This window comes from Collinsella aerofaciens (genome assembly GCF_040926185.1).
GTDB lineage: Bacteria > Actinomycetota > Coriobacteriia > Coriobacteriales > Coriobacteriaceae > Collinsella > Collinsella aerofaciens_BC.
The window spans coordinates 57,927-82,631 of the sequence record NZ_JBCOIQ010000007.1; the positions used below are offsets into that span (position 1 = coordinate 57,927).

Annotated in this window: 22 protein-coding genes and 1 pseudogene; 12 read left to right on the forward strand and 11 right to left on the reverse strand. The window is 58.5% G+C overall.

The features are described 5' to 3' along the window. Nucleotides 1-186 precede the first annotated feature (186 nt). On the forward strand, nt 187-1,569 hold the full coding sequence (locus AB5750_RS04790; RefSeq protein WP_368145567.1) for an MATE family efflux transporter: 1,383 nt from the start codon (nt 187-189) through the stop codon (nt 1,567-1,569). Nucleotides 1,570-1,596: 27 nt separating this feature from the next. On the opposite strand, the gene AB5750_RS04795 is transcribed toward AB5750_RS04790, so the two are convergent. Beyond that, nucleotides 1,597-2,463 (reverse strand): LysR family transcriptional regulator, encoded by an 867-nt coding sequence (locus AB5750_RS04795; protein ID WP_161161009.1) that lies wholly within the window; start codon nt 2,461-2,463, stop codon nt 1,597-1,599. A 158-nt stretch (nt 2,464-2,621) separates the two neighbouring features. Here AB5750_RS04795 and AB5750_RS04800 point away from each other — a divergent pair, with 158 nt between their 5' ends. Together AB5750_RS04800 and AB5750_RS04805 are read left to right on the forward strand one after the other, a co-directional pair. Further along, nucleotides 2,622-3,524 (forward strand): DMT family transporter, encoded by a 903-nt coding sequence (locus AB5750_RS04800; RefSeq protein WP_161161008.1) that lies wholly within the window; start codon nt 2,622-2,624, stop codon nt 3,522-3,524. A gap of 88 nt (nt 3,525-3,612) precedes the next feature. Continuing rightward, nucleotides 3,613-4,338 carry a uracil-DNA glycosylase gene (locus tag AB5750_RS04805; protein WP_161161007.1) on the forward strand — a complete coding sequence of 242 codons (726 nt, stop codon included), beginning with the start codon at nt 3,613-3,615 and terminating at the stop codon, nt 4,336-4,338. Between the two features lie 50 nt (nt 4,339-4,388). Here AB5750_RS04805 and AB5750_RS04810 read toward each other — a convergent pair whose 3' ends face one another. The 3 genes from AB5750_RS04810 to AB5750_RS04820 all read right to left on the reverse strand — a co-directional run bounded on the left by AB5750_RS04810 (nt 4,389) and on the right by AB5750_RS04820 (nt 7,571). Beyond that, the gene (locus AB5750_RS04810) at nt 4,389-5,069 is read right to left on the reverse strand and encodes an SDR family NAD(P)-dependent oxidoreductase (protein ID WP_161161006.1); all 681 of its coding nucleotides are present in this window, start codon (nt 5,067-5,069) and stop codon (nt 4,389-4,391) included. Between the two features lie 9 nt (nt 5,070-5,078). Next, nucleotides 5,079-5,801: a VUT family protein gene (locus tag AB5750_RS04815; protein ID WP_022093974.1), complete on the reverse strand. Its 723-nt coding sequence runs from the start codon at nt 5,799-5,801 to the stop codon at nt 5,079-5,081. 156 nt (nt 5,802-5,957) lie between these two features. Further along, the gene (locus AB5750_RS04820) at nt 5,958-7,571 is read right to left on the reverse strand and encodes a peptide chain release factor 3 (protein WP_055286676.1); all 1,614 of its coding nucleotides are present in this window, start codon (nt 7,569-7,571) and stop codon (nt 5,958-5,960) included. A gap of 215 nt (nt 7,572-7,786) precedes the next feature. Between AB5750_RS04820 and AB5750_RS04825 the strand changes: the two genes are divergently transcribed. Genes AB5750_RS04825 through AB5750_RS04835 form a run of 3 tightly spaced genes read left to right on the forward strand, consistent with a single transcriptional unit; the run spans nt 7,787 to nt 9,767 of the window. Continuing rightward, nucleotides 7,787-8,167: a GntR family transcriptional regulator gene (locus tag AB5750_RS04825; protein ID WP_368145566.1), complete on the forward strand. Its 381-nt coding sequence runs from the start codon at nt 7,787-7,789 to the stop codon at nt 8,165-8,167. A gap of 23 nt (nt 8,168-8,190) precedes the next feature. Next, entirely contained in the window at nt 8,191-9,072 is an 882-nt protein-coding gene (locus tag AB5750_RS04830) for an ABC transporter ATP-binding protein (RefSeq protein WP_368154927.1), read from the forward strand. Beyond that, nucleotides 9,069-9,767 carry an ABC-2 transporter permease gene (locus tag AB5750_RS04835; RefSeq protein ID WP_368145564.1) on the forward strand — a complete coding sequence of 233 codons (699 nt, stop codon included), beginning with the start codon at nt 9,069-9,071 and terminating at the stop codon, nt 9,765-9,767. Before AB5750_RS04830 ends, AB5750_RS04835 begins: the two co-directional genes overlap by 4 nt. Before the next feature lie 89 nt (nt 9,768-9,856). On the opposite strand, the gene AB5750_RS04840 is transcribed toward AB5750_RS04835, so the two are convergent. From AB5750_RS04840 to AB5750_RS04850, 3 genes are all read right to left on the reverse strand, one after another. After that, complete coding sequence (locus AB5750_RS04840; RefSeq protein ID WP_368145563.1) at nt 9,857-11,161, reverse strand: chloride channel protein; 1,305 nt, start codon at nt 11,159-11,161, stop codon at nt 9,857-9,859. Between the two features lie 125 nt (nt 11,162-11,286). Continuing rightward, the gene (locus AB5750_RS04845) at nt 11,287-11,820 is read right to left on the reverse strand and encodes a TIGR00730 family Rossman fold protein (protein WP_368145562.1); all 534 of its coding nucleotides are present in this window, start codon (nt 11,818-11,820) and stop codon (nt 11,287-11,289) included. A 36-nt stretch (nt 11,821-11,856) separates the two neighbouring features. Beyond that, the gene (locus tag AB5750_RS04850; RefSeq protein WP_368145561.1) at nt 11,857-12,282 is read right to left on the reverse strand and encodes a potassium channel family protein; all 426 of its coding nucleotides are present in this window, start codon (nt 12,280-12,282) and stop codon (nt 11,857-11,859) included. 229 nt (nt 12,283-12,511) lie between these two features. Between AB5750_RS04850 and AB5750_RS04855 the strand changes: the two are divergent. The 3 genes and pseudogenes from AB5750_RS04855 to AB5750_RS04865 form a co-directional block, all read left to right on the forward strand. Continuing rightward, nucleotides 12,512-14,161, forward strand: a pseudogene (locus AB5750_RS04855) (transporter substrate-binding domain-containing protein); the annotation flags it as partial. Nucleotides 14,162-14,311: 150 nt separating this feature from the next. Next, on the forward strand, nt 14,312-15,127 hold the full coding sequence (locus AB5750_RS04860; protein ID WP_368154929.1) for an ATP-binding protein: 816 nt from the start codon (nt 14,312-14,314) through the stop codon (nt 15,125-15,127). Between the two features lie 41 nt (nt 15,128-15,168). Next, nucleotides 15,169-15,648, forward strand: coding sequence for a pyridoxamine 5'-phosphate oxidase family protein (locus tag AB5750_RS04865; protein WP_368145560.1), 480 nt, complete (start codon nt 15,169-15,171; stop codon nt 15,646-15,648). Nucleotides 15,649-15,743: 95 nt separating this feature from the next. On the opposite strand, the gene AB5750_RS04870 is transcribed toward AB5750_RS04865, so the two are convergent. Next, complete coding sequence (locus AB5750_RS04870) at nt 15,744-16,958, reverse strand: MalY/PatB family protein (protein WP_368145559.1); 1,215 nt, start codon at nt 16,956-16,958, stop codon at nt 15,744-15,746. 111 nt (nt 16,959-17,069) lie between these two features. Beyond that, nucleotides 17,070-17,807 carry a tRNA (N6-threonylcarbamoyladenosine(37)-N6)-methyltransferase TrmO gene (locus AB5750_RS04875; RefSeq protein ID WP_368145558.1) on the reverse strand — a complete coding sequence of 246 codons (738 nt, stop codon included), beginning with the start codon at nt 17,805-17,807 and terminating at the stop codon, nt 17,070-17,072. Between the two features lie 141 nt (nt 17,808-17,948). Between AB5750_RS04875 and AB5750_RS04880 the strand changes: the two genes are divergently transcribed. The 3 genes from AB5750_RS04880 (at nt 17,949) to AB5750_RS04890 (ending at nt 20,174) form a co-directional block, all read left to right on the forward strand. Next, nucleotides 17,949-18,776, forward strand: coding sequence for a TipAS antibiotic-recognition domain-containing protein (locus AB5750_RS04880; RefSeq protein WP_368145557.1), 828 nt, complete (start codon nt 17,949-17,951; stop codon nt 18,774-18,776). A 51-nt stretch (nt 18,777-18,827) separates the two neighbouring features. Then, nucleotides 18,828-19,073: a glutaredoxin family protein gene (locus AB5750_RS04885; RefSeq protein WP_368145556.1), complete on the forward strand. Its 246-nt coding sequence runs from the start codon at nt 18,828-18,830 to the stop codon at nt 19,071-19,073. A gap of 834 nt (nt 19,074-19,907) precedes the next feature. Beyond that, nucleotides 19,908-20,174 (forward strand): ribbon-helix-helix protein, CopG family, encoded by a 267-nt coding sequence (locus AB5750_RS04890; RefSeq protein WP_368145555.1) that lies wholly within the window; start codon nt 19,908-19,910, stop codon nt 20,172-20,174. A gap of 151 nt (nt 20,175-20,325) precedes the next feature. Here the strand turns inward: AB5750_RS04890 and AB5750_RS04895 are convergent, their stop codons facing one another. Beyond that, nucleotides 20,326-21,279, reverse strand: coding sequence for a tRNA dihydrouridine synthase (locus AB5750_RS04895; RefSeq protein WP_368145554.1), 954 nt, complete (start codon nt 21,277-21,279; stop codon nt 20,326-20,328). A gap of 53 nt (nt 21,280-21,332) precedes the next feature. Next, nucleotides 21,333-24,587, reverse strand: a complete 3,255-nt coding sequence (locus AB5750_RS04900; protein ID WP_368145553.1) for an ABC transporter ATP-binding protein/permease — start codon at nt 24,585-24,587, stop codon at nt 21,333-21,335. Nucleotides 24,588-24,705: the final 118 nt, after the last annotated feature.

A 24,705-nucleotide genomic window follows, 5' to 3' on the forward strand; every position in this document is an offset into this window, starting at 1 on the left:
AACACAACGCCCACCATTGTCGCACGCCTTCCCCACCTAGTCATTCAAGAACGTCCCCAACGACTAGTTAGGAGTGTCCCCAACTGCCGGCAGAAAAGGAACGTCCCTAAGTGCCGACTGGTTGCATTAGGAGTATCATCATCTGCGCAAATAAGCACGAAAGAGCATATTAGAGATTGAGAGCGTATGGCTGACACCGTATCTAAGCACATTGACATGACCACCGGCTCGCTGTGGCGCAATATTCCCCTGTTTGCCTTCCCCGTGGCCGCCACGAGCATCTTGGAGCAGCTGTCGAACCTCATCGCCACGGTCATTATCGGTAACTTCTCGGGCGACCAGGGAACCCTCGCCATGGCGGCGGTCGGCTCCAATGTTCCGCTTACCAGTCTTATGCTCAACCTGTTTATTGGCATGTCGCTTGGCTCCAACGTGGTCATCGCCAACGCTATCGGCCGCGACGATCAGAACATGGTCAAACGCGCCGTCCATACCTCGATTTTAATGGCGCTCGTGGGCTTTGTCGTCATCGCGCTGGGCGAGATCTTTGCCGAGCCCATGCTCGCCGCCCTCAACGTTCCCGCCGAAACCATGCCGCTCGCTTCGCTCTACCTGCGCGTCTTTTTGCTGAGCATGCCCTCGATCTTGCTCTACAACTTTGAGGCTGCGATCTTCCGCTCCGTCGGCATCACCCGCATGCCGCTGCAGGCGCTTGCCGTGTCCACCGTCCTCAACATTGGCCTGGACCTCATCTTTGTCCCTGTACTCCACTGGGGCGTCGCGGGCGTCGCCATCGCCACCGCCATCGCTTACACCGTCAGCGCCGCTACGCTTTTTATCCGCCTACTCAAGACCGACTCCGTCGTCCGCGTCACCCCACGCGACCTGGCTATCGACCCCGTCGCCCTCAAGCGCATCGTTAAGATCGGCCTGCCCGCCGGCATCCAAAGCGCCGTCTTTGCCGTCGCCAACATCATCATCCAGTCCGCCATCAACAGCCTTGGCACCGAAGTCATGGCCGCATCGAGCGCCGCCATGAGTCTGGAGTACGTGTGCTACAACCTGCTCAACAGCTTTAGCCAGGCGTGTACCACCTTTGTGGGACAAAACCACGGTGCCCGCCAGATCGATCGCTGCACCAAAACGCTTAAGGTCTGCCTGGTCGAAGGCGGTATCGTTGCACTCACCACGATCATCGTTATTGTCGGCCTGGGACGCGAGATCTTGTCGCTGTTCAACAGCGACCCCAACATCGTCTCGATCGGCTATATCCGCGTGTGTTCGATCTTCCCGGCGTACGCCTTTAGCATGTTCTACGAAAACATGTCAGGCTACCTGCGCGGCTTTGGTATCTCGCTCACGCCCGCCCTCATCACCATGATCTGCGTCTGCGGCATCCGCTTCTATTGGGTGTTCTGCGTGTTCCCGCACTTCCGCACCTTTGCGAACATCATGATGGTCTACCCCATCAGCCTGGGCACCACGGCGTTCTTTATGGTCGTGGCGGTGCTACTCTGCCACCCGGCACGCACCTATCGCGCCACCCAAGCCAAAGCGACAGCCCGCTAAACACCGCACCCAACGCTACGCCAGTCATTAATTGACAATATGCGAGCTCATATAGTCGATAAAGCGCCTCGTGGCGATAGGCATGGTGTCCCAGCTGCGCCAAGCCGCCACCACGTCGCGCGAGGGGGCATGCACGATGGGCCGCACACGAATATCGGCTCGCATGCCCTCCACAGTACGACGGTAGAGCATGCTCACGCCTAGGCCCTCCTCCACCATCGCCATGATGGTGTAGTCGTCGGTCACCTCGCTCGTCACGTGCGGCGACAGCCCATGCGCCGCAAATGCATCGAGCACCAGGCTCTGTTCGCCCTCATCCAGCAGTACAAACGGCTCGGACGCCAGGTCGGCGAGTGTCACCTTTTCCTTTGCCGTCAGCGGATGCGCGGCCGGCAACAATGCCACCAACTCGTCGTGATAGACCACGCGCTTCTCGAGCCCAGCGGTAAATCCGCGTGCCGTAAAGCAAAAATCAACCACGCCATCGTGCACCCACTGGGCGTTGCGCGTGTAATCGCCCTGCTTGAGGGTAAAGCGTACGCCCGGGTGCAGGGCTCCAAAATCGCGGATCACGCGCGGCAATACGGTTCGACTCACGTTGGTAAACGTCGCGATGCGAATATCAGTCGACGAAAGTCCCAGCAGCTCCTGGCGCTTGCCCTCGAGCTCGGCCTCGGCGGTCACAATCTGGCGCAGGTACGGCAGATATTGTTTACCGTCGCGCGTAAGCGACACGCCCTGCTTGCCGCGCTCGATAATCGTAGTGCCCAGCTCGCGCTCGAGTGCCTTGACGGCCTGGCTCACCGCACTTTGCGTATAGCCCAGCTCGTCGGCCGCACGTTTCAGACTGCCGCGATCGACTACCATACAAACAATCTGATACCGCGATGCCATCGTGCCTCCACATCGATATGGTTGTAAAACGTTTTGCCATGGCTCTTTCTGTCAACATTAGTATTTCTTAATCATACTGAAGACACATTCGCTTTACTACATCAACATCTGGGAGCAGAATCCTTTTTGCGTAACCGTTCTGTAACAAAAGGAGTCCCATGGATCGCAAAAAAGCAATCGCGCTCTCATTTTCCGTTCCCGTCGCATGGGGCTTTTCGTATCCCCTCATGAAGATTGGCATGGACAGCATGAACGCCACGAGCATCGTCGCGCTACGCTGCATCATCGCCTTTGTGGTCTGCCTGCTGCTCTTCCACAAGCACGCGTTGCGCATTAACCGCGACCTTATGGTCCGTGCCGCCATCATCGGCGCCATTATGGCAACCGAGCTCACCTGCATGTGCCTGGGCTCTAGCCTCACCTCTGCCTCCACTGCCGGCTTTTTGCAGAGCCTGACGGTCGTGATCGTGCCGTTTGCCAACGCAGCTCTGCTGCGCCGCGCCCCCGAGCGCAAAGTGCTCGTCGGCACCGCCATCGTCACCTGCGGTATGTTGCTGCTCTCGGGCGCTGACTTCACCAGCCTGAACCCGGGCGCGCTCATCATGCTGCTCTCCGCCTTTGTCTACGCCGGACACATCATTGTCGCCAAGCGGTTTGTCGAAGAAGTCGATCCGCTGGCTCTGGGCGTTTGGCAGCTGGGCTTTGGCGGTTTGTTCTCGGGCGTCGCGGCATTCACCTTTGGCGGCTTCACGCTTCCCAGCACGCCCAGCGAGATCGTCGTTGTCGTCGCGCTCGCACTCATCTGCTCTGCCTACGGCTTTATCACCCAGACGCTCGTGCAGCCCCACGTGCCCGCCGAGACCACCGGCTTTGCCTTCTCGCTCGAGCCGGTCTGCTCCGCTGTCTTCTCGTTCTTCCTAGTCGGCGAGGTCCTGAGCCCCATCGCCTTCCTGGGTGCAGCTCTCATCCTCACCGGCGTCATGGCGGCAACCGTCGAGCTTCCGCGCCTCCGCGCACATGGACGCGCTCGTATGGCGGGAGCGCCCGAGCGCGCCTCGTAGACCCCGCTCTTCATGCAGCCGCGGCATGAAGGCAACCGGTGCGCCTTTACAATAGATGCCAACAGAGCATCTGCCATAAAGGAGCCCCATGGACACCGCAACCCGCGACCGCAACATAGCAACTTGGTTGGGCAATGCGCCGCAGCCGGTACGTGACACTACGAACCAGCTGCTCGAGCGCATCGCCCTTTTGCGTGCCGAGCAGACTATCTACCCGGCACAAGACGACATCCTCAATGCCCTCGCCTACACCCCGGCCGACCAGGTCAAAGTTGTCATCTTGGGTCAAGACCCCTATCACGGACCCAACCAGGCCATGGGACTGTCGTTCTCGGTCCCCGCGACGCAAACCAAGTTGCCGCCGAGCCTGCGCAACATCTATAAAGAACTCAAAGCCGATCTGGGTTGCCCCATTCCCGCCACGGGAGACCTAACCCCATGGGCACAGCAGGGCATCCTGCTCCTCAACACCACGCTCACCGTGCGCGAGCATGCCGCCAACTCGCACGCCAAACTGGGCTGGAGCACGCTCACCGACTACGTTATCGAACGCTGCTGCCAGCTGCCCCAACCAGTCGTCTTTTTGGCATGGGGTCGCTTTGCCCAGCAGATGGTCGAAGGTAAGCTCGTCGCAACTGGTGCGGGCAAGGCAACCGACAAGTTCTGTCTGGCCTCCACACACCCCTCGCCGCTTTCGGCCAACCGTGCCACGGCAGAACTCCCAGCTTTTATGGGGTCGCGCCCCTTCTCCGCTGCCAATCGACTACTCGAACAGCACGGCTCGACCCCCGTCAACTGGACCTGCCTCGGCTAAAAATCGATACATCAAAAACGCGCCCGACGGCTTTCCATCGGGCGCATTTCCTATTCGGGCCAAATAAATTGTGTGCGGCCGGCCTCGCCGCCATCGATCAGCAGGCTCTGCCCGGTCATAAACCGGTTGGTCACGCCCACAAAGTAGATCCACTCGGCAATCTCTTGGGCGGTGGCCCAGCGCTTAAGCGGCGTGAGCTCCATAATCTGGTTCCACAGGTGTTCGTCTTCCATCACGCAACGGTTGAGCGGCGTGATAACGCCGCCCGGGTCCACACTGTTGGCGATAGCCTGCGGCGCCAGACGGTTTGCAAGGTTCTTGGTGTAGGCGATAACGCCGCCCTTGCTGGCGGCATAGTCGGGAAACTCCGATCCCGTATGCCCGCTCGCCGACCCCACATTGACCACGGATTTGATAGCCGGCGCCGGCTTGGCGGCAAGCCCCTCCCCCGCAAAGGCGTAGCGCTCGGTCACGTTGATGGTGCCATACAGGTTGGCGGCGATGTCGTCGGCCGAATCCTGCGTACCGGCAACGTTCACGATCACCTGAGGCTCAAGGTCACCTGGAAACGCGTCCGGCTCGCGGACATCAACAATCAGATGGCGGTAGTGTTCGTGTTCGATCGCCGCCGGCAGCAAATCAAAGCCCACGACCTCGTGGCCCTCGTCCAAAAAGTGCTGCACGCACGCGGCTCCGATGCCACCCGAAGCGCCCGTGATCAAAACCCGCATACTTGCTCCTTAGGCGGTTGCGTGGCGCTCGAGGTACTCGGAGCCCACATTCTCGCGCTCCCAGCCGCGCACGACCTTGTAGCCCACGGGGCTCAGGAAGACTTCGCACAGCAGCTCGGCGACGGCACCCGTCAGCGAGCACATAAGGACCTGCACCCAGGTCCAACCAAAGAACGTGTGGCTCACCACAATGGCAAAGACCAGATTGTCGATAAACTGGCCAACGCCCGTAGACACATAGGAGCGGAAGGCGAAGCTCGCAAAGTTATTCTTTTTGAGCATACGGCCGAGCGACTGGTTGAGCGTGGAGTTAACCACGGCAGAAACGAGCATTGCCAGCGAAGAGCCCAACACCACGTACCAGGTGCCGCCGATGGTGGCGTTAAGGGCGGTGTTGACCTCGATCATGCCCGTGTCGTAGTAAGCGCCCCACATGCCGGGCGTGAGCGAACACGCCCAAAAGCACAGGCTGACGGCGAGGTTGACCAGCAGCGCAAGGATAGAGATTTTGATGGATGCCTTGGCGCCAAAGCGCTTGCAGATCATGTCCTGGCACAAAAACGAAACCCAGCTCACCACAAAGCCGCAATCGAGTGCCAGATACGGCAGGCTGATAAGCTCTTTGTTGGCCAGCAGGTTCATCATGATGACGCTCACGAAAAACAGCGAAACCGTTGCCGCGGGAATGCTCCGCAACAGGACCTTGTAGTCCTCCATGACCTTCTTGATCATTATGTACTCCTTTGGTTTTAGGTTTAACGAGCAGGATATCGGACCCGAACTGCTCGGACGCCCCGGTCTTGAGACGACGGTGGGTATGATAGCCGCTCACACGGCATCAGGCAAGCAAACGGCGCGGCAGCCCCGCAGGGCCACCGCGCCGATGCGTTAAAAGGCCACGTTGCCAAACTCCGACAGGATAAGGTCGGGGTTGTGGTCGGTTGCCCAATCCACGTTCCACGGGCTCGTGAACAACAGCAGCTTACCGCCGCGCATGTCCTCGACGCGCAACGTGTCGCGCGTGAGCGAAAGGCCCGGGATATCGATGGTGTCGGGGTCGTTCTGGATCCAGCGGATGTCCGTATAGGGCAGCGGCTGGCGACGAACCTCAACACGGTACTCAGCCTTGAGGCGGCGCTCGAGCACCTCAAACTGCAGCACGCCGACCACGCCCACAATGACGCTCTCCATGCCGGCACCCAGCTCGCGGAAGATCTGGATGGCACCCTCCTGGGCAAGCTCCTCCATGCCCTTGACGAACTGCTTGCGCTTGAGCGTGTCGACCTGCGTAATGCGAGCGAACATCTCGGGGGCAAACGTCGGGATCTGCGGATACTGCACGTGGCGCTTGCCAGAGCACACGGTGTCGCCGATGCTAAAGATACCCGGATCGAAGAGGCCCACGATATCGCCCGCGTACGCCTCGTCCACGATGGCACGGTCATCGGCCATCATCGACGTGCCCGTGGCAAGCTTAAGCTTGCGGTTGCCCTGCACGTGGAAGGCGTCCATGCCGCGCTCGAACTTGCCCGAGCAAATACGCACAAAGGCGATGCGGTCGCGGTGGTTCTTGTCCATGTTGGCCTGGATCTTAAAAACAAAGCCGCTAAAGTCGTCGCGGCAGGGATCGACCGGCTCGCTGGTGAGCGTATCGGTATAGGCACGCGGCGTCGGGGCCAGACGCAGGAACTCCTTGAGGAAGGGTTCCACGCCAAAGTTGGTGAGCGCCGAGCCAAAGAACGCCGGGCTCAGCTTGCCGCAGGCCACGGCATCCAAATCGAGCTCGTCGCCGGCGCCATCGAGCAGCTCGATGTCGTCCATCAGGTTCTTATGGTTCTCCTCGCCGATGAGCTCATCCATGGAAGGATCGCCCAACTCGGCCTCGACCTCGGCGACCTTCTTGGTGGCGTTGGCGTGACCGTCGCCCTCAAAGGCGATAACGCGACGGGTCTGACGATCGAACACACCGCGGAAATTGCGGCCGCTGCCGATCGGCCAGTTCATGGGATACGTATTGATACCCAGGACGTTCTCAATCTCTTCCATGAGCTCAAACGGATCACGAGCCTCGTGGTCGAGCTTGTTCACAAAGGTGAAGATGGGAATGTGACGCAGCGTACAAACCTTAAAGAGCTTTTTGGTCTGGGCCTCGACGCCCTTAGCGCCGTCGATGACCATAACAGCAGCGTCGGCGGCCATAAGGGTACGGTAAGTATCCTCCGAGAAGTCCTGGTGACCGGGGGTATCGAGGATATTGACGCAGGCGCCGTTATAGGTGAACTGCAGGACCGAGGAGGTAACGGAAATACCGCGCTCCTTCTCGATGTCCATCCAGTCCGAGACGGCATGCTTGGCCGAGCTCTTGCCCTTGACCGAGCCGGCAGTCTGGATGCTGCCGGTATAGAGCAGCAGCTTCTCGGTAAGTGTGGTCTTACCGGCGTCCGGGTGGCTGATGATCGCGAATGTGCGGCGCGACGAGATTTCATCCGACAGGCTTGCCATGCGGATCCTTTCTTGCATTGAGTGCATTACGTCGTTGTAACCGCACTATTGTAGCCGCGAAATCCCGCTCTAGGGCGCCTATCAGGACAAATTCATCAGTTGGGACCTGGGTAGCCGGCCCAATCCGTATTTTCCTCTTGCATAACTGTGTATAGTGTATATATACTGTGATTACCGGTTATATACACGTGTAGCCCAACAGCTAAGGAGCCGCTGTGGACATCATCCTATCCAATTCGAGCGACAAGCCCATCTACGAGCAGATAACCTCGCAAGTCAAAGTTCAGATCTTATCGGGCACGCTCGCTGCGGGAGCCAAACTCCCCAGCATCCGTGCACTCGCGAGCGATCTTGGCGTGAGCGTCATCACCACAAAGCGCGCCTACGCCGACCTGGAGCAGCTCGGGTTTATCTGCACCGTGCAGGGCAAGGGCTGTTTTGTCGCCGAGGGCAACCAGGAGCTCTTGCGCGAAAACCAGCTCTGCCATATCGAAGAGCTGCTTGCGAAAGCGGCGAGCCAAGCCGAAACCCTGGGTGTCACGCGCGACAAGCTGCACGAGATGCTCGACCTGGTAGCCCCCGAAACCATGCAGTAGCCATCTGCAAGAAAGGCTATACCATGCAATATTTGCTAGAAATCAAAGGTGCATCGCGCCATGTGAGCGATCGCTTTTCGCTGCACGACGTCACGCTTGCCGTGGAGCCTGGCCAGATCGTCGGCTTTGTAGGCGCAAACGGTGCCGGCAAAACAACGACGATTCGCGCCGCGCTCGGGCTTATAAAGCTCGATGCCGGCGAGGTGCACCTGTTTGGGCAGCGCTGTGGCGCCGACGCGCCCGATGGGTCGCAACGCCATCTACGCTCCCGCGTCGGTCTTGTCCTGGACACGTGCCCCTTCCCCTCCACGCTCAAGGTGGGCCAGGTCGAGTCGCTCGTAGGCCCGGCGTACCCCACGTGGGACCGCGAAACGTTCGCCGGATTCATCAACCAATTTGGCCTCGATCCCAAGACAAAGGTCAAGGACCTCTCCCGCGGCATGGGCATGAAACTGCAGCTTGCCTGTGCACTCAGCCACAATGCCAAGCTGCTCGTTTTGGACGAAGCCACCGCGGGCCTCGATCCCATGGCACGCGAGGAACTGCTTGATGAGCTGCTTGCCTTTGTCGCCGACGACCAGCACAGCGTGCTGCTCTCGAGCCACATTACGTCCGACCTCGATCGCACCGCTGATCGCGTCATCTGCATCGATAATGGCGCGATTATTTTTGACCTGCCGCGCGAGGACATTACCGACCGCGCCGGCATCGCCCACTGTACCCAAGCACAGGCTGCCGAGCTTATGACTTGCGTCGAAGGCGCCCGTGCCGTCCACCACGCCTATAGCGTGGACGTGCTCGTGCCCAACCGTCGCGAAACGCTCGAGGCCTTTCCCGAGATTCCCTGCGACCGGGCAACCATTGATGACTATCTGCGCCTCATGCTGAAAGGGGCTTCGAAATGAAACGCGCCTTTATGTCCGAGCTCGCCATCGTTCGCACGCTCATCCCGAGCATCGCGGGTGTCGGCCTGTTCATCTTCGTCGTGTTGACGCTCGCCAACGCGTCGGATGGCGATTCCGGTATGAGCGCCGGTGCCTGCGCCGTCAGTGCCATGTCGCCCATCATAATCATGAACTCGCTGGCAGGCTTCGACAATCAAAATGGCTGGGAGCGTTATCGAGCAACGTTGCCCTTCTCGCGCAAAGACATTATTTGCGCACGCTACCTGTGCATCGTTGTCTTCTCGGCCATCATGGCCTGCGCCGCCGTGCTTTTGAACATCATCGCCCTTCCGTTCTTCAACAGCGCGGGCGTGGCCTCGACAGGACAAACCATCTTTGAGATCGCAATTGCCTCGGCAGCATCGATGCTCATCTCCCTCATGATGGTGTTCTTGGCACAGCCGCTATTCTTCCGATTTGGACACATGGAGGCACTGCGCCTATCCGTTGGCCTGTTTGCCCTACTCGGATGCCTTACCATGGCAGCGCTGAGCTCCTCCAACCCCATCAGCAACTGGCTCATGTCGATTGCCGGGGCGAATCCCGATCCCGCCGTGATTGGCTGTCTGTGTGCAGGAATTGCCGTACTGGCGCTCGCACTATGCGCAATCAGCTGCACCGTCAGCACCAAGGTTTATCGAGTACGCGATCTGTAGCCACACGAGTCTCAATCCGCGAAGGACGCGATCGCCCCCCTCCCCGCAAATCCGTGGCAAAGGGCATGTCCCCGGCGTGCGCCACCGCACTACCTGCGCAGCGGCTTGGGCAGTGGAATGCCGGCGGCAATGACGGCCGCGATGATCATGCAGACGATACCCTTGAGTGGGAAGCACATGAGCAGCAGGCCCACGACCATGACCGGCTGACGCATGACCGCACCCATCGTCGATGCCGTGCAGACGGCGACGCAAAAGACCGGATCTGCGCCGGTGAGGATGGCAAGGCCATAGCCCAGGCTTACGCCCGAGAAGATAACCGGGAAGAAGTGACCGCCGCGCCAACCAAGGTTGATGAGGGCGGGCGTCAGCATGGCCTTAACGAGACCGGTCGCGATAAGCACGCCGGCGGGAATGGTCAGATAGGTTTCCATGAGCACGTCGGCCTGGGTCTCGCCGGCAAACATGGTATAGGGCAGGACCGTGCCACAGATGGCGAGTGCCAAACCGGCCAGCATGGCCTTGACGACAGGACGCTCCCCTATTGCGTGGGACAGTGCCTCGCTTGCATGCTCAGAGACAAAGTACAGCCAGCCGCAGACGGTGCCGATCAACGACAGAGGGACGAGCCAGGTAAGCTCTAGGTTGCCCACCTCGGCGGACTCGAACCTGGGCATGCCCATGCCGCCGCCCACAAGCTGTCCAAGCAGCAGGTAGGTGCCCAGACCGCCGGCAATCGCAATACCGTAGACCACCGTCTTTTGCGCCTTGGGCAGCTTGATGGTGATCTCGCCGGACGCGGACTCATCGTCGGCGTCTTCACCCTGGCCGTCGGTGCTACCGGCAAGCGGCGCCACAAAGCCAAAGACGGGCGCGGTAAAGAGCGCCGTCAGGGCAGCCTGGGTGCCCAGCAACGTGAGCTCCCTAAACTCGGCGCCAAAGCGACGCATGCGGTCGCCGACCCAGCTGCACAGACCGGCGATAACGCCGGTCAGGCCGGCCTCCGGTCCAATGCTTCCACCAAACAGCAGCGGCAGCAATGCCACGAGCGAAAGCTTGCCCAGGTTGTCGTGCGGGTAGCGCCCGTCTTGCTTAACCTTAGCCATCACCTGGTTGAGGTCATCGGTCTTGGTGCCTGTCATCTTTTCGTACAGACCGATTAACAGGCCGCCCAGCAGGCAGACAAAAAACGGGTATGGCAGAAAGCCAAACGGGCCGCTGGCAAGCTCGGGCGAAGCGACGCCCAGCGCGTGCGGAATCTCGGTCCATAGATAGTCGATACCGTGCTCCATCGCAAAAAAGAACAGCCAGACTGCGGCACCCGCGAGTGCACCGGTCACGGCAACGCTGACCAAAAACAGCGCTCGGTTCGTGGGTTTGGCAAGGTTATCCATCGGGTCCTCCCGCGGTCAAAGTCGACATAGATACGTTTTATTGTAGAGCGAGCGTTACCCGAACGAGCCAACCATCTGCGCCGCAAACGGCACCATTGGGAGTCATGGTGGGGCAGGCTCAAGACTTATCCGTTGATAATCGAGGCAATCTCGCGCAAATCGTCGGCAAAGTAGATGCCGTGCTGGCGCCTCGGGCTCGAAAGCCCCTTATCAATCATGTGCCCGAGCAACGCCTTGAGGTCGTTGTAGTAACCGTCCAGGTTATACAGGATGCACGGAGAGCTCAGGTGCCCCAACGACACCGCGGACATAACCTCGGCAATCTCCTCGAGCGTGCCCGTGCCGCCCGGAAATGCGATGAACGCATCGCCGAGCTCAATCATCTTGGCCTTGCGCTCGGCCATATCGCTCGTCACGATAAGGTCATTGATACCGTCATGTTGAAACTCGGCCTCGATAAAAAAGCTCGGCTCAACACCCGTCACGTGTCCACCCGCCTCGAGTACGCTATCGGCGAGCGCACCCATCAGCCCCGATTTGGACCCGCCGTATACCAGCGCGTGCCCGTTGGCGCCAATCCAGTTGCCCAGCTCCTGCACCGCGGGCAGAAACGCCGGATCATTGCCGGCACTGGCACCCAGATACACGGTGATATTCATATTTGGTCCCCCTTGTTGTGGCGCACGACGTTCGTCTTAGCGCTGGCGTCGACGATACTCGCGCACGCGACGCGAAAGATCGGCGAGCTCGTCACGATCGAGCTCTTCCAAATGCTCAAGATCGTCCATAAAGCGCGCCATGGTGTCCTTTTGGCGCAGCTTGATAAGCGTATTGCAGTAGTTCACCGCCACGCCCGTGAGCATGGCGATGTAGAAGATGCTGATAACGCTCAAGACGACGGTAATAGCGCGGGCAACCGGTGTTTCGGCCGGAATATCGCCAAAGCCGATGGTCGAGACCGTCTCAAAGCTAAACCAGAGACCGTCGCCAAACGTAAGGGACGTGGGCTCGGACAGCCAGACGGCAGTCGAGCACAGCAGGTAAAAGATTAGAAACAGGTCCGTGATGCGCGCAAAGCCAGCCTGTCGCAGCACATCGGCAAGCGTCCTGAGCTTTTTCATCGCGACCCCTTCCACGGACAACCAATCACGTTCGCTCGGTATTGTCCCACGCCTCCCCAGCAAACGGAACTAGTCATTGGGGACGTTCTTAAATGACTAGTCAAACAAGAACGTCCCCAATGACCAGTCGTTTAAGAACGTCCCCGATGACTCTAGTCAGCCAGTCAAGACGGTCCGCGTCGGCTGGCTCGTCAGCAACGAGGGCTTCCAGGACGGCACCCCCGGCGAGCGTCTCTCGGGATGGGGTTACGAGTACCTCCAGACCCTGTCGTACTACACGTCCGGCTGGCGGTACGAATACGTCTCCGGCACCTTCACCGAGCTTATGGACATGCTCGAGGCAGGCGAGATCGACCTCATGCCCAACATCTCCTACTCCGAGGAACGTGCCCAAAAGCTGCTCTTTTCCTCGAACCCCGAGGGCACCGAGCGCTACTACATCTACGCCAGGCCCGACCGTGACGACCTGGCCAAGAGTGACCCTCAAGCACTCCAGGGTCTCACTATCGGTTGCAACCCCGACGTCATGCAAACCTTCGTTGGCCAGCAATGGCTCGCCAGCGAAGGAATCGCCTGCACATACAAGGAGTATGACGGAGGATCCGATCTCTTCGACGCGCTCGCAAACGACGAAGTCGATGCCGTCATCATGAACGACACAATCTCGTCGCCCAATGCCTCCCCCATGTTCTACATTGGTTCGAACGACTACTACTTTGCCGTTCCCAAAAGCCGCCCCGACCTGATGGACGACATCAATGCTGCCATGACGGCAATCGCCCGCGTCAACCCACGCTATAACGACGAGGTCAAATCGAACTATTCAGCGCAAAACAGCGGATCATCCTCGCTCACCGGCGATGAGCGCGCCTGGCTCAAGGCGAACAACAACACCATCACGCTCGGCTACATTACGGGCAAACTCCCCTACTGCAACGAAGACGAAGACGGCAAAATGGAAGGCTCGCTCGCATCGCTTGCGACGACGTTGCACGATAAATTTGGCATTACGGTCAAAACCGTCGCCTTTGATAACTACAAGATGATGTCAAAGGCCCTGTCAAAGGAAAGCATCGACGTTGCGCTGCCGGTATACCGAGATTACTGGTTTGCCGAGCAATCAGGCGTTGTGCAGTCGATATCGTTGGGGACCACATCCCTCACCGCCATCCACACCGGCGGCAACCTGAACAAAGACCTTCAGAACATCGCCTGTACCAAATCATCGTTTATCAACCAAAATGTATTTGAAAGTCTGTTCCCCACAGCGACCGTAACCGAATACCAATCCGACGATGAAGCGTTCGACGCCCTCAGGAAGGGAACGGCGCACTGCATCGTCGCTCCCAGTTCACGCGTAAAAACCATCGGTGACCGTTACGATCTCGAGGACTGCGAGACGGCCGAGCTCCCTGACACCTGTGAGCTCTCGTGCTGGATTTCGCGCGGAAAACCCGAGCTGTTGGGAATCATCAACAAGGGCATCATCAATGCCGGAGAATCGCTCTCCGCAAGCAATTTCTCCTCCACGTCGTACACGGCCCAGGAATCCAACACGCTTCAATTCCTTTATCGCAACCGCACCGCCATTGCAGCTACCCTCATCGGTATGTTGTCGGTCGGCATCGTCCTGCTCATCTGGGCGCTCGTGCGCGCTCGAACTGAGCGCAAAAAAGCCGATGCTGCCAACGCCGCTAAGACGGCATTCCTCACGCGCATGAGCCACGACATCCGTACGCCGCTCAACGGTATCCTGGGCCTTATCGAGATCGAGGAATTGAAGGAAGGCGATATGCAAGTCGCCCGCGAGAGCCGTGCCAAGGCGCGCGTTGCCGCCAATCACCTGCTCTCGCTGATCAACGACATCCTCGAGATGGGCAAAATCGAAGACCGCAAGCTAACACTGGAGCATGCGCCTTTTAACCTCAAAGAGCTCTGTGACGATACGCTAGTGCTGTGCAAGCTCCGCGCGTCCAGTAACGGCATCACAATGCAGGACAATAGTCTGCCGTACGCCACGGGGCCATACATGATCGGCAGTCCCACCCATATCCGACAGATCATGATCAACCTGTTAGACAACAGCATTAAGTACAACAAGCACGGCGGCTCCGTCACCTTTAGTTCAAAGACCAAGCCACTCGATAACGGGCGCGCGCTCTTTTGCTTTAGCGTTTCGGATACCGGCATTGGCATGGCTCCCGAGTTTTTAAAGCATATCTATGAGCCGTTTGCCCAAGAAGGTGACGATGCGCGTAGCAAGTTCCAAGGAACCGGCATGGGCATGCCAATCGTCAAGTCGCTTATTGAACTGATGGGCGGCACCATCGAAGTCACCAGCGAACTCCATGCGGGCACCACGTTCTACGTGGAAATTCCGCTCGATATCGACAAGAACCCCCGGGCGCGGGCGAATACGGTCGAGAGGGCGCTCGACTGCTCACTCGCCGACATGAACGTGCTGCTCGCCGAAGACAACGAATTGAATGCCGAGATTGCCCAGACGCTGCTAGAATCCGAGGGCGTCGTGGTCACCCGTGCCGTCAACGGCAACGAAGTCGTCGATCTGTACCTGTCTCATCCCGCCGGCAGCTTCGATGCGATCCTGATGGACATTATGATGCCGGACATGGACGGCTACGAGGCAACCCGCGCGATTCGTCTGAGCGAGAAGGTCGATGCAGCCGATATCCCCATCATCGCGCTCACCGCCAATGCCTTTGCCGAGGACGCCAAGGCGGCACACGACGCCGGTATGAACGCCCATCTGTCCAAACCGCTCGACTTTAACAAGCTCAAAAACATACTCGCCCGCATCAAGAAAAACGGATCCGTTTCGCTATAGTTTGTGCTCAACAACCATGCCCAGTAGAAAGGAAGCCAACGATGTTTAGGCCCTTACGTCGAAAGAAACGCGCCATCACTGACGAGGAAGCGCGCGAACTGCTCGCTACCTGCAAGCGCGGCGTCTTTGCCGTCAACGGCGACGATGGCTACCCGTACGCCATTCCCGTCAACTACTTCTTTGACACCGAGCACGACAAGATTTATTTCCATGGCGCCAAGGCTGGCCACAAGGTCGATTCACTCAAGCGCGATGACAAGGTCTGCTTTACCGTTTACGGCAACGAGTGGTACCAGGACGGCGACTGGGCTCCCTACGTTATGAGCACCGTCGTCTTTGGCCGTTGTCGCCTGGCGAATGACACCCCCGCGTTTATCGAGGACAAAGTCCGCCAGCTCGCCCTTAAGTACTACCCTTCTGCCGAAGAAGTCGAAGAGGAAATCGCCAAGGACATTAAGGGCGTCAAGCTCTACGAGATTACGATTGAGCATCTTTGCGGCAAGCAGATTCAAGAAAAATAAACCTCCGCAGCAGGTCCGCGCCCAATGGTTACAGACGTTTTACCATGCGGGACCTTCCAGCCGGCTTGGCAGAAGGCCCCGCATGCAGTGCTCACTTACCGTGCATTAAAAACGTAGCGGTCCAAGCGGTCGCACGCTTCCCTTACGCGCGAAAGCGGCAGCGCCAAATTCACGCGAATGTGGCAGGGCCCGTGGAACGGGCGGCCGTCCTGATACCCCACGCCCACGCGCGCCCCCTCGTCGAGCAACCACTGAATATCGCGGCCATGCTCGCGGCACCACTCGGTGCAGTCCAGAAACACCATGTACGTGCCCTGCGGACGCGAATAGGACACGCCCTCAAAATGCTCGTCCACGTAATCGCAGAAGTACTCGATATTGCTGGCAAGCACCTGGTTGAGCTCGTCCACCCACTCGTAGCCCTGCGGCTGGTAGGCACCGATAAGCGCATGCATGGAGAGGACATTCATCTCGTTGTAGTGAGTCTTGTTGGACACGGCGCACACGCGGTCGCGCAGCGTCTCGTTGTAGACAATGTGGTAGCTGCCGACCAGGCCCGCCAGGTTGAACGTCTTGCTGGGCGCATAGAGGGCAACCGTGCGCATGCGGGCGTCCTCGCTCACCGACTGCGTCGGGATATGCTTGTGCCCCGGCAGGATGATATCGGACCAAATCTCGTCCGAGATCACCACGCAATCGTGCTGGCGATAGATGTCCATGGCGCGCCCGATCTCGTCGCGTTCCCATACGCGGCCGCAGGGATTGTGCGGCGAGCAGAACACCGCGGCATGGATGTGGTTTTGGGCGAGCTTGTGCTCCATGTCCTCAAAGTCCATACGCCACACGCCCTGGTCGTCGAGCTTAAGCGGGCTGTGGACAATGTGATAGCCCGCGGCCTCAATGGACTTGGTAAAGCCGATGTAGGTAGGGCTGTGGACCAGCACCGCATCGCCCGGCTGGACATACGCGCGCAGCGTCGACACGACGCCGCCCAGCACGCCGTTTTCGTAGCCGATATGTTCAGGGCTCAAACCTTCGACGCCATTGCGGCGGTTCTGCCATTCGATGATGCGATCGAAGTACTCAGCGCGCGGGTTAAAGTAGCCAAACATGGGATGCTGGGCGCGCTGAATGATGTGTTCCTGGACCGTGGGTACCGTGGCAAAGTTCATGTCGGCCACCCACATGGGAATGCGGTCGAAGCCCTCGTCGGGTGCGTTCGGAGCCATACCGGGGATCTCACCCCAGGAGTCAACGGCGATGGAGTCCATACCGTGGCGGTCGATAAGTGAGCTAAAGTCGTATTTCATGCCGAGCCCCCGTGCAAAGTGATTGTTTTGGTAGGCGTTATTGTCCACCAGCGTGGGCGGTTTTGGCGCGGGGTTTGGCGCTTAATTTGACAGGCGCGGACGAATGGCTGGTTAGTCTCGCGCGTCGTTGACGGCGACTACGGTTAGCTGGGTTTCATCGACCGTAAAAGATATGTCGAGCCCGGCGTAAGCTAAGTGGTAGATGCGGTTTGGCTCGTGCTTGCTGCCCGCACGGCGCGGATCTTGGCGAAGGACCTCGACCAAGCCGGGGAGCTTTGCGGGCGGGACCATGTCTTGAAGCGCTTGCGGGAACTCAACATCGAGCTCTTGCCACGGAGCCCCCTCGATCCAGCCGCCGGTCGCATCCGGGTGGCAATCCGCGAACGGAATATAGGGCTTAATGTCGTAGATGGGCGTGCCGTCGCGCAGGTCGGCCCCCAGCACATGGATGATGGGGCCATCGTCGGCAAGCTCCACGCGGTCGAGCTTGACGCAGGTAAGCCCGATGGGATTAGGGCGAAACGGACTGCGCGTGGCAAACACGCCCACGCGCTCGGCTCCACCCAGACGCGGCGGGCGCACGGTTTTCGACCATTTTGCGTTGGTGCCGGACCTGTCCTGCGTTTTAGCGTCGACGGCAATATCCTTAGCCGTGCCGCCGGGCGTTCCGTTTTCGAAGCGCCACAGCAGCCACAGGTGAGAGAAGGAGTCCAGGCCCTCAACCGCTGCATTGGAGGCAAATTCCGGCTCAAAAAAGATTCGTCCCTGCAGATGGGGCGCCAAAAAGCTGTTGCGCGGAATGCCGAACTTCTGCGACAGGTCGGTATGTATGTGTGCGATAGGTTCCATGCCGGTCATTGTACGGCATGGAGGCGTGGGGCGTTGCGCGCAATTCTTCGCCGCGGTCCCCCGTCGTGCAACCAACGGTTGCTTGGAAGGGTGCCTGCCGCCGCGTATGCTTAAGCCATCAACCAGCAGAAGGGAGCCGCTATGGCCTTTGCAGAAAAGCTCATTGCCATCCGTCGCGTCCATCACCTTACCCAAGAGCAGCTCGCCGCCAAGCTCTTCGTCACACGCCAAGCCGTCAGCCGTTGGGAGCGCGACGAGGTCACGCCGGGCATCGATATGATGAAGCTCATCGCCGCCGTAACCGGAGAACCGCTGTCCCACCTGCTCGAAATGCCTGAGCACTATTGCCAGAGCTGCGGCATGATACTCACGCCCGACGACTGCGGCACCGATGCCACGGGCACCACGACCGACCATTTCTGCAAGTGGTGCTACGACCACGGCAGGTACACCTACGACACCACGATGGAGGCAATGATCGAGGATTGTGCCCCGCGGCTGGCGCAAAACACCGGCATGTCGCTCGACGAAGCTGTCTCGCTCATGGGCGCCGTCCTGCCACAACTGGAGCGCTGGCGCACCGTGCAGGAAAACGAGGAGCGCTACGGTGCCGAAGCGCGGGCGCGCTATGGCGACGAGGCGATCGACGCAGCAAACGAAGCGCTGCTGGACATGGACCCCGAGACATGGAACGACATGAAGGAACTTGAACGCGCTGTTCTGGGCCAGCTTTCGATTGCCATGGGCATTGGCGACCCAGAGAGCTACGAGGCCCACAAACTTGTCGCAATGCATCGCCGATGGATTGGCCTTAATTGGGGACACGAGCCCCAAGACGAGGCATATCTGGGGCTCGCCCACGGCTACCTCGCCGACCAGCGCTTTGTAGACTACTACGACAAGCCATGCGGCACCGGAGCCACGGCGTTTCTGGTCCAGGCCATCGAGTCGTCGTTGACGCGCGCATAGACCGCGGCGGCTTTGGGTATTTCAATCAAAACCTCAACCGATTGGAGACCTATGGCTACTAATCACGAGCTCGCGCTGTACGTTATGACCGGCTGCCCGTATTGCTTAAAGGTCAAGCACTTTTTGGCCGATAACGGCGTGACCATTCCCGAGCGCAATATCTCGACCGATACCGAAGCCGAGCAGACACTCATCGCCGTCGGCGGAAAACGCCAGGTTCCCTGCTTGTTCATCGACGGCAAGCCGCTCTACGAGTCGAACGACATCATCACATGGGTGCAGGAGAATCTGCTCTAGCACGCACGCTCTGTCCGTCCAGGGCCCCAGCCCATACGACCCAAACATGTACACCAGCATCCAAAGTCGACATTTTTCGACATCTTTGGATGCTGGCGTACAGCTTTTTTGGTAGTCATGGACGCTCTTAGCCGGCTAATTGTTTGAGGAGACCTTTGGATTATGGCTGTTTGACGCCTCTGGAAAGGTTTCCGAGAGGACTGTGGTCAAAAAAGGGCAAATATGAGTACTGCTACCTGTTTAGTAGCAGCGATTTTGATCACTTCAGGAACTATTCAACGTTCCACTCGTCCGCAGACGACGTTATTTCTCCTCATATGTTCAATAAAAGCAGCTCTTAACGGGAACAAATCTCATCAGGAGCTACAATTTACAGCAAAATAAATGCAACCATAATGGCAACAGTACTCATATTTGCCTTTTTTGACCACGACCCTCCAGAATAGTCGCTGAGAACGACACTAAATGACAAAATCCGACACTTGGACGTTCTTATATGAGTAGCCATTGAAGGACACCTAACGACTACTCCCATTCGCGACACACTGTGTCGCGAATTAAGCTGGTCCCATTATCGAAGACCAGTGAGAGCTCCTGCCCAGAATCTCGATAGCTTAATAAAGCGCTCCCCTCCGGAAGTTCAATGAACATCCAAATTCCAGGCTGAAAAGCAAAGGAGTATCGAAGCCGTCAATGCTCATTTTCTATCGAACACGCGGGTCAAAACAAGCTAATTAGCCTGATAAACTGTTTGTATTTTTGTCTACAAAACTGTATACAAAAAGATTATCCGTTGACCTCTGCTCGGCATTATGCCGATTGATAGGAGACGCTATGAACGCTAAGCAGCTCGAAAAAATGATGGGGTTTGCCCCCGGAGAGTTGGAGAAAGCCGCAGAGGCATACGAAGAAGATGAATGGCCGAAGGGTCGCACCATCAAGCTGGGAAGGCCGTCGGTCTCCGATGAGCCAAGCGTTGTTTTATCGGCACGCGTGGGCGAATCGGTCCTTGAAGCCTTTGACGCAAAAGCAAAGCGCCATGGGCAAACACGCACGGAGCGACTCAGGGAGCTCATCACGCTCGATGCAATGATTGCCTAGACTCAACTCCCCCGCCGACCCAAACATATACGCCAGCATCCAAAGTCGACATTTTTCGACATCTTTGGGTGCTAACGTACAGCTTTTTGCAACATAGTCGTTGAGGACGTCCTTAAATGACCAGTCGTTAAAGAACGTCCCCGATGTCTAACTAGCCGCGGAAGCGAGCTATGGGTGCGAGTGGCTGCTCGCGAAAGACCCGCTCGACGGCGGCGCGGTATTCGTCGACCTTTTTGGTCTTACGTACGAGCTTGTGAACGGTAGCGGAGTCGGCGAAAGCGCACTTGGCGTAGAACCACCACTCCTTCATACGAAAGACCGCGTTGCCGCCAATCTCTTCTGCATAGACCGCAAACAGAGTGTCGTGGAAACGCTGCAGTTCGGCTGCCGTGGCAGCGGGACCGCCGTTGACCATGCGAGCCAGAGCGGGGTTCGCGAGCAGGCCACGCCCCAGCATCACATGGCGCGTGCCGGGATAGGCCTCCACCAGCGCATCCATATCCTCAAGATCGAAAATGTCGCCGTTATAGGCCACGGGGAACGGCGCACGCCCCAGCGTCTCGCCATAAAACTCTTTGCGCGGCGATCCCGTATAGCGGTCCTTTTGCACGCGCGGGTGCACAATCAGCTCTGCCAGCGGCATGCGGCAATACAGATCGAGCACGCGCTCGTATTCGTCATCGCCCTCCAGCCCCAGCCTGGTCTTTACCGATACCGGCAACGGCGACCGCTCGCACACGTCACTCAAGAACACTTCGAGCTCGTCGAGATTGCGCAAGAAACCCGAGCCCTTGCCCTTGGCGACAACCGTTCCCGAAGGACAACCCAAGTTGAGATTGACCTCGCGATAGCCCATGTCGGCGAGCACCTGTGCCGCCCACACAAACTCGTCCGCGTTCTTGGACATCAGCTGAGGCACCACGTTGAGCCCCTGGTTATTGGCAGGATCGATCTCCTTAAACGCCTTGCCGCCAAAGCGATTTCCCACCCGCGGCGGCGGCAAAAACGGCGTGTAATAGCAATCGAGCGCGCCGAAGCACTCCGCATGCACGCGACGGAACACATGTCCGGTAATCCCCTCCATAGGGGCCAACGATAGAATCATCTACTCTTCTCTCATATCAACGAACGTGACAAAGGGACTGTCCCTTTGTCACATTATTCGGAGCGCAGGGCTTCGACGGGGTCCTTCTTGGATGCGCTACGGGCCGGCAGCAGGCCGGCAACGACCGTCAGCAGCACCGAAATCGCGATGAGCACCAGCGCATCCTGCACGGGCAGACTCATCAGGTTGGGGACCTGTTTGGCCGCAAGCGCCCAGGCATTGACCGGGAAACTCACGAGCACCACGACGACAATGGCAAAGACGCCGGCGATGAGGCCCTCGATAAAGGTCTCGGCATTGAATACGTTGGCCACGTTACACTTCGACGCGCCGATCGCACGCAGGATGCCAATCTCCTTTTTGCGTTCCAGCACGCTGATGTAGGTGATGATGCCGATCATGATGGAGCTCACCACCAGGCTGATACCCACGAATGCGATGAGCACCAAGCTGATGGTGTTCACGATGTCGGTCACCGAACCCATGATGATGCCCATGTAGTCTGTGTACGAAATTGCCCGATCATCGTGGCCAGCGGCTTTGACCTGCTTGTTGTACGCATCGATGCGACCGAGCACGCGCTCTTTGGCCTCAAAGTCGCGCGGGAAAATCTTGACCGAGATAGGATCCGCCTCGTCCGCATAACCCAACGTGGCCAGATTGTTGTCGTAGGTGAGCTTCGAAGCCTTGGCATAGCTCATCATGAGCGAACTCAGGTCCTCGGCGTCCATGTTGAAATGGATGGCACGGGCAAAGGCGCTCGCATCCACACGCATAGCGCTCGCTAGGTTGGCAAAACTCGAAGACATCTGCGTCGCCATCTGGTCCATAAGCCCAGCCGTGCCTGCCTTGAGCTGAGCTGACACCGTCGCCGCAATCTGGTCGCCGATCGACTTCATCATCTGATCCATAGCCTGCTGCAGATACGGAGCCAGCTGCTTTTGCACATAGTCGGTCATCGCCTGCCGCAGGCGCTCGGCCAGGGCATCGCCGCCGAGGGCCTTCAGCTGAGCTAGGCATTGCTGGGCTGCGGCATCATGCTCAAGATACGTCGAGAATGCGGCAGCAAGCTTTGACGCGTCCTTAAGATCATCGGGTGACAGCGCCCTAAACTGATCAGACTGCAAAAAGCTCTCAAACAGCTGGTTGGCTAGCGTTCCCACCTGCTGCATTTGCTCGGGCGTAAGTTCCAGGCCGTCAAAGATGCCCGAGAAATCTGGAGCCGGCGCTTTGGCCATGATGTCACCAAAGTCGATGTCCTTGCCAACGCCCGAAAGGTCAATGTCCAGCCCCGACAGATCGATGCCAGAAAGGTCCATACCGCCGACAACACCCGAGAGCGCGGAGGTATCGAACGAGAACGCGCTCTTGAGCGCCGCCTCGTCCACACTGAACATGCTGCCCAGATCCACGCCTTGCTTGGCCTCGCCTTGCAGTTCGTCGAAGGTTTTGCCCGTAAAGACATCCGTCTCGGGGTGGTCGAGTTGCTCCTGCACAATCTGCGAATTTGCGGCGCGTTCCATAAGCTGGCGAGTCAGCGCATGCGTGTAGGCAATGCCCGGGGACAACGCGCTCGCGTTGGCGGTCTCGTTGGGTCGCACCACGCCCACAATGTGCACGTCGATACCGTCGGCAACCTTGACGGCCATAAAGTCGGTGTCGCCAGACATGTCAGTCCACATGCCGGTCTCTTCGTTTTTGCGATACGCATCAGCCGGCGACAGCACCTTAAACGTCGTGGACAGAGCATCGTCGTAGGTAAAGTCGGCGCCGGTCTCGAGCGTCTCGATCTTGCCGTCGGCCGCCATGGCGCTGTTAACCAGGTCGTTGAGCTCATCGATATCCAGCGCGCCGATGCTGTAGAGCGTATAGTCGCCCACCGTACCGCGGCTCGAAAGCACCATCACGGCTTCGTTAGCAGACGTAGGCCAATGCCCCGCCACGACATCGTACTGGCTGTCGAGCAGGCTCTGGTCGTCGATCATCTCGTTAAAGACCGAGGTTCCCATGGATTCCATGCTCACCGTTGCCGCTGAGCTCGCGCCTCCGCTCATGGCCTCGGTCATGGCGTTGGGCACCAGCCGGACAGGCTTCTCATCGCCCTTGCCGGCACGATAGACAACCGGCGATACACCGTAGCCGTACTGAATGGCGTTGACCTCTTTATCGATGCCGTCGCCACCGGCATCGAGCCATGCCTTAAAGCTCGTCATGTCGTTGGACTTAACGCTCGCAAACATATCCTTTACGGCCGTGACCACAGGAATCTTATCGGTTCCCTTAGCCTTGCCGCCGGCACTGTCGTCGGACGAATCCACGTTTTCAGGCGAGTCATCATCCGCAGCCCCCTGGCCGCCCATCATGGACGACAGGTCGTAATCCTGCTTGGAAATGGTGAGTGGGTAGCTCGAGAGCGTATCCTCCTCGACCTTTTTGATGTAATTGTTCACGCCGTTGGACAGCGCCAGAATCGCCGCGATACCGATAATGCCAATCGAGCCCGCAAAGGCCGTCATGGCCGTGCGGCCCTTCTTAGTCATAAGGTTTCGGGCAGAAAGCCCCAGCGCCGTCACAAAGCTCATCGAGGTTTTGCGCGTAGGCTTGGCCTCGCGGCGCGTGGCGTCGGCGACATCAAAAGAATCGGAATCGTCGGTAATCTTGCCGTCAGCCAGGTTGACGATGCGCGTGGCGTATTGGTACGCCAGCTCGGGATTGTGCGTGACCATAATAACCAGACGGTCGCGTGCGACCTCCTTGAGCAGGTCCATGACCTGTACGGATGTCGTTGAGTCCAGGGCGCCGGTCGGCTCGTCTGCCAGCACAATCTCGGGATCGTTGATCAGGGCGCGGGCGATGGCCACACGCTGCATCTGTCCGCCCGATAGCTGGCCTGGACGCTTGTTAACATGCTCGCCCAGGCCGACTTTCTCCAACGCCTCGCGCGCACGCTGGCGGCGCTCGGCATGCCCCACGCCCGTGAGCGTGAGCGCCAGCTCCACGTTTTCCAAAATGGTCTGATGCGGAATGAGGTTATAGCTCTGGAACACAAAGCCGATGCGGTTGTTGCGATAGGCATCCCAATCGCGATCGTGAAAGTCCTTGGTCGAAATACCGTCGATTAGCAGGTCGCCGGAATCGAAATGATCGAGCCCACCGATAACGTTGAGCATCGTAGTTTTGCCCGAGCCCGAGGGACCCAGAATGGCCACGAACTCGTTATCGCGAAAAGACAGGCTTACGTTGTCGAGCGCCACCTGCGTAAACGACTGCGTAACGTACCTTTTGCAAATATCTCTGAGATCCAGCATGGACGGCAACCTCTCCTGCACGGGCGCACTTGCCCGCTCTCCTCCACCGTTCGTATTCGACGCGTTTGTCCTACTCTATCCCCATTTTTCACCGACACCAGTGAGGAATGTAGGGAAC

Excerpts from the sequence above, each read along its gene's own strand:
- AB5750_RS04875 (WP_368145558.1), bottom strand. The coding sequence starts at position 17,807 with ATGGAACCTATCGCACACATACATACCGACCTGTCGCAGAAGTTCGGC.
- AB5750_RS04805 (WP_161161007.1), top strand. The coding sequence starts at position 3,613 with ATGGACACCGCAACCCGCGACCGCAACATAGCAACTTGGTTGGGCAAT.
- AB5750_RS04895 (WP_368145554.1), bottom strand. The coding sequence starts at position 21,279 with ATGATTCTATCGTTGGCCCCTATGGAGGGGATTACCGGACATGTGTTC.
- AB5750_RS04880 (WP_368145557.1), top strand. The coding sequence starts at position 17,949 with ATGGCCTTTGCAGAAAAGCTCATTGCCATCCGTCGCGTCCATCACCTT.
- AB5750_RS04830 (WP_368154927.1), top strand. The coding sequence starts at position 8,191 with ATGCAATATTTGCTAGAAATCAAAGGTGCATCGCGCCATGTGAGCGAT.
- AB5750_RS04810 (WP_161161006.1), bottom strand. The coding sequence starts at position 5,069 with ATGCGGGTTTTGATCACGGGCGCTTCGGGTGGCATCGGAGCCGCGTGC.
- AB5750_RS04870 (WP_368145559.1), bottom strand. The coding sequence starts at position 16,958 with ATGAAATACGACTTTAGCTCACTTATCGACCGCCACGGTATGGACTCC.
- AB5750_RS04820 (WP_055286676.1), bottom strand. The coding sequence starts at position 7,571 with ATGGCAAGCCTGTCGGATGAAATCTCGTCGCGCCGCACATTCGCGATC.
- AB5750_RS04815 (WP_022093974.1), bottom strand. The coding sequence starts at position 5,801 with ATGATCAAGAAGGTCATGGAGGACTACAAGGTCCTGTTGCGGAGCATT.
- AB5750_RS04885 (WP_368145556.1), top strand. The coding sequence starts at position 18,828 with ATGGCTACTAATCACGAGCTCGCGCTGTACGTTATGACCGGCTGCCCG.
- AB5750_RS04795 (WP_161161009.1), bottom strand. The coding sequence starts at position 2,463 with ATGGCATCGCGGTATCAGATTGTTTGTATGGTAGTCGATCGCGGCAGT.
- AB5750_RS04860 (WP_368154929.1), top strand. The coding sequence starts at position 14,312 with ATGATCGGCAGTCCCACCCATATCCGACAGATCATGATCAACCTGTTA.
- AB5750_RS04900 (WP_368145553.1), bottom strand. The coding sequence starts at position 24,587 with ATGCTGGATCTCAGAGATATTTGCAAAAGGTACGTTACGCAGTCGTTT.
- AB5750_RS04840 (WP_368145563.1), bottom strand. The coding sequence starts at position 11,161 with ATGGATAACCTTGCCAAACCCACGAACCGAGCGCTGTTTTTGGTCAGC.
- AB5750_RS04800 (WP_161161008.1), top strand. The coding sequence starts at position 2,622 with ATGGATCGCAAAAAAGCAATCGCGCTCTCATTTTCCGTTCCCGTCGCA.
- AB5750_RS04845 (WP_368145562.1), bottom strand. The coding sequence starts at position 11,820 with ATGAATATCACCGTGTATCTGGGTGCCAGTGCCGGCAATGATCCGGCG.
- AB5750_RS04865 (WP_368145560.1), top strand. The coding sequence starts at position 15,169 with ATGTTTAGGCCCTTACGTCGAAAGAAACGCGCCATCACTGACGAGGAA.
- AB5750_RS04790 (WP_368145567.1), top strand. The coding sequence starts at position 187 with ATGGCTGACACCGTATCTAAGCACATTGACATGACCACCGGCTCGCTG.
- AB5750_RS04890 (WP_368145555.1), top strand. The coding sequence starts at position 19,908 with ATGAACGCTAAGCAGCTCGAAAAAATGATGGGGTTTGCCCCCGGAGAG.
- AB5750_RS04850 (WP_368145561.1), bottom strand. The coding sequence starts at position 12,282 with ATGAAAAAGCTCAGGACGCTTGCCGATGTGCTGCGACAGGCTGGCTTT.
- AB5750_RS04835 (WP_368145564.1), top strand. The coding sequence starts at position 9,069 with ATGAAACGCGCCTTTATGTCCGAGCTCGCCATCGTTCGCACGCTCATC.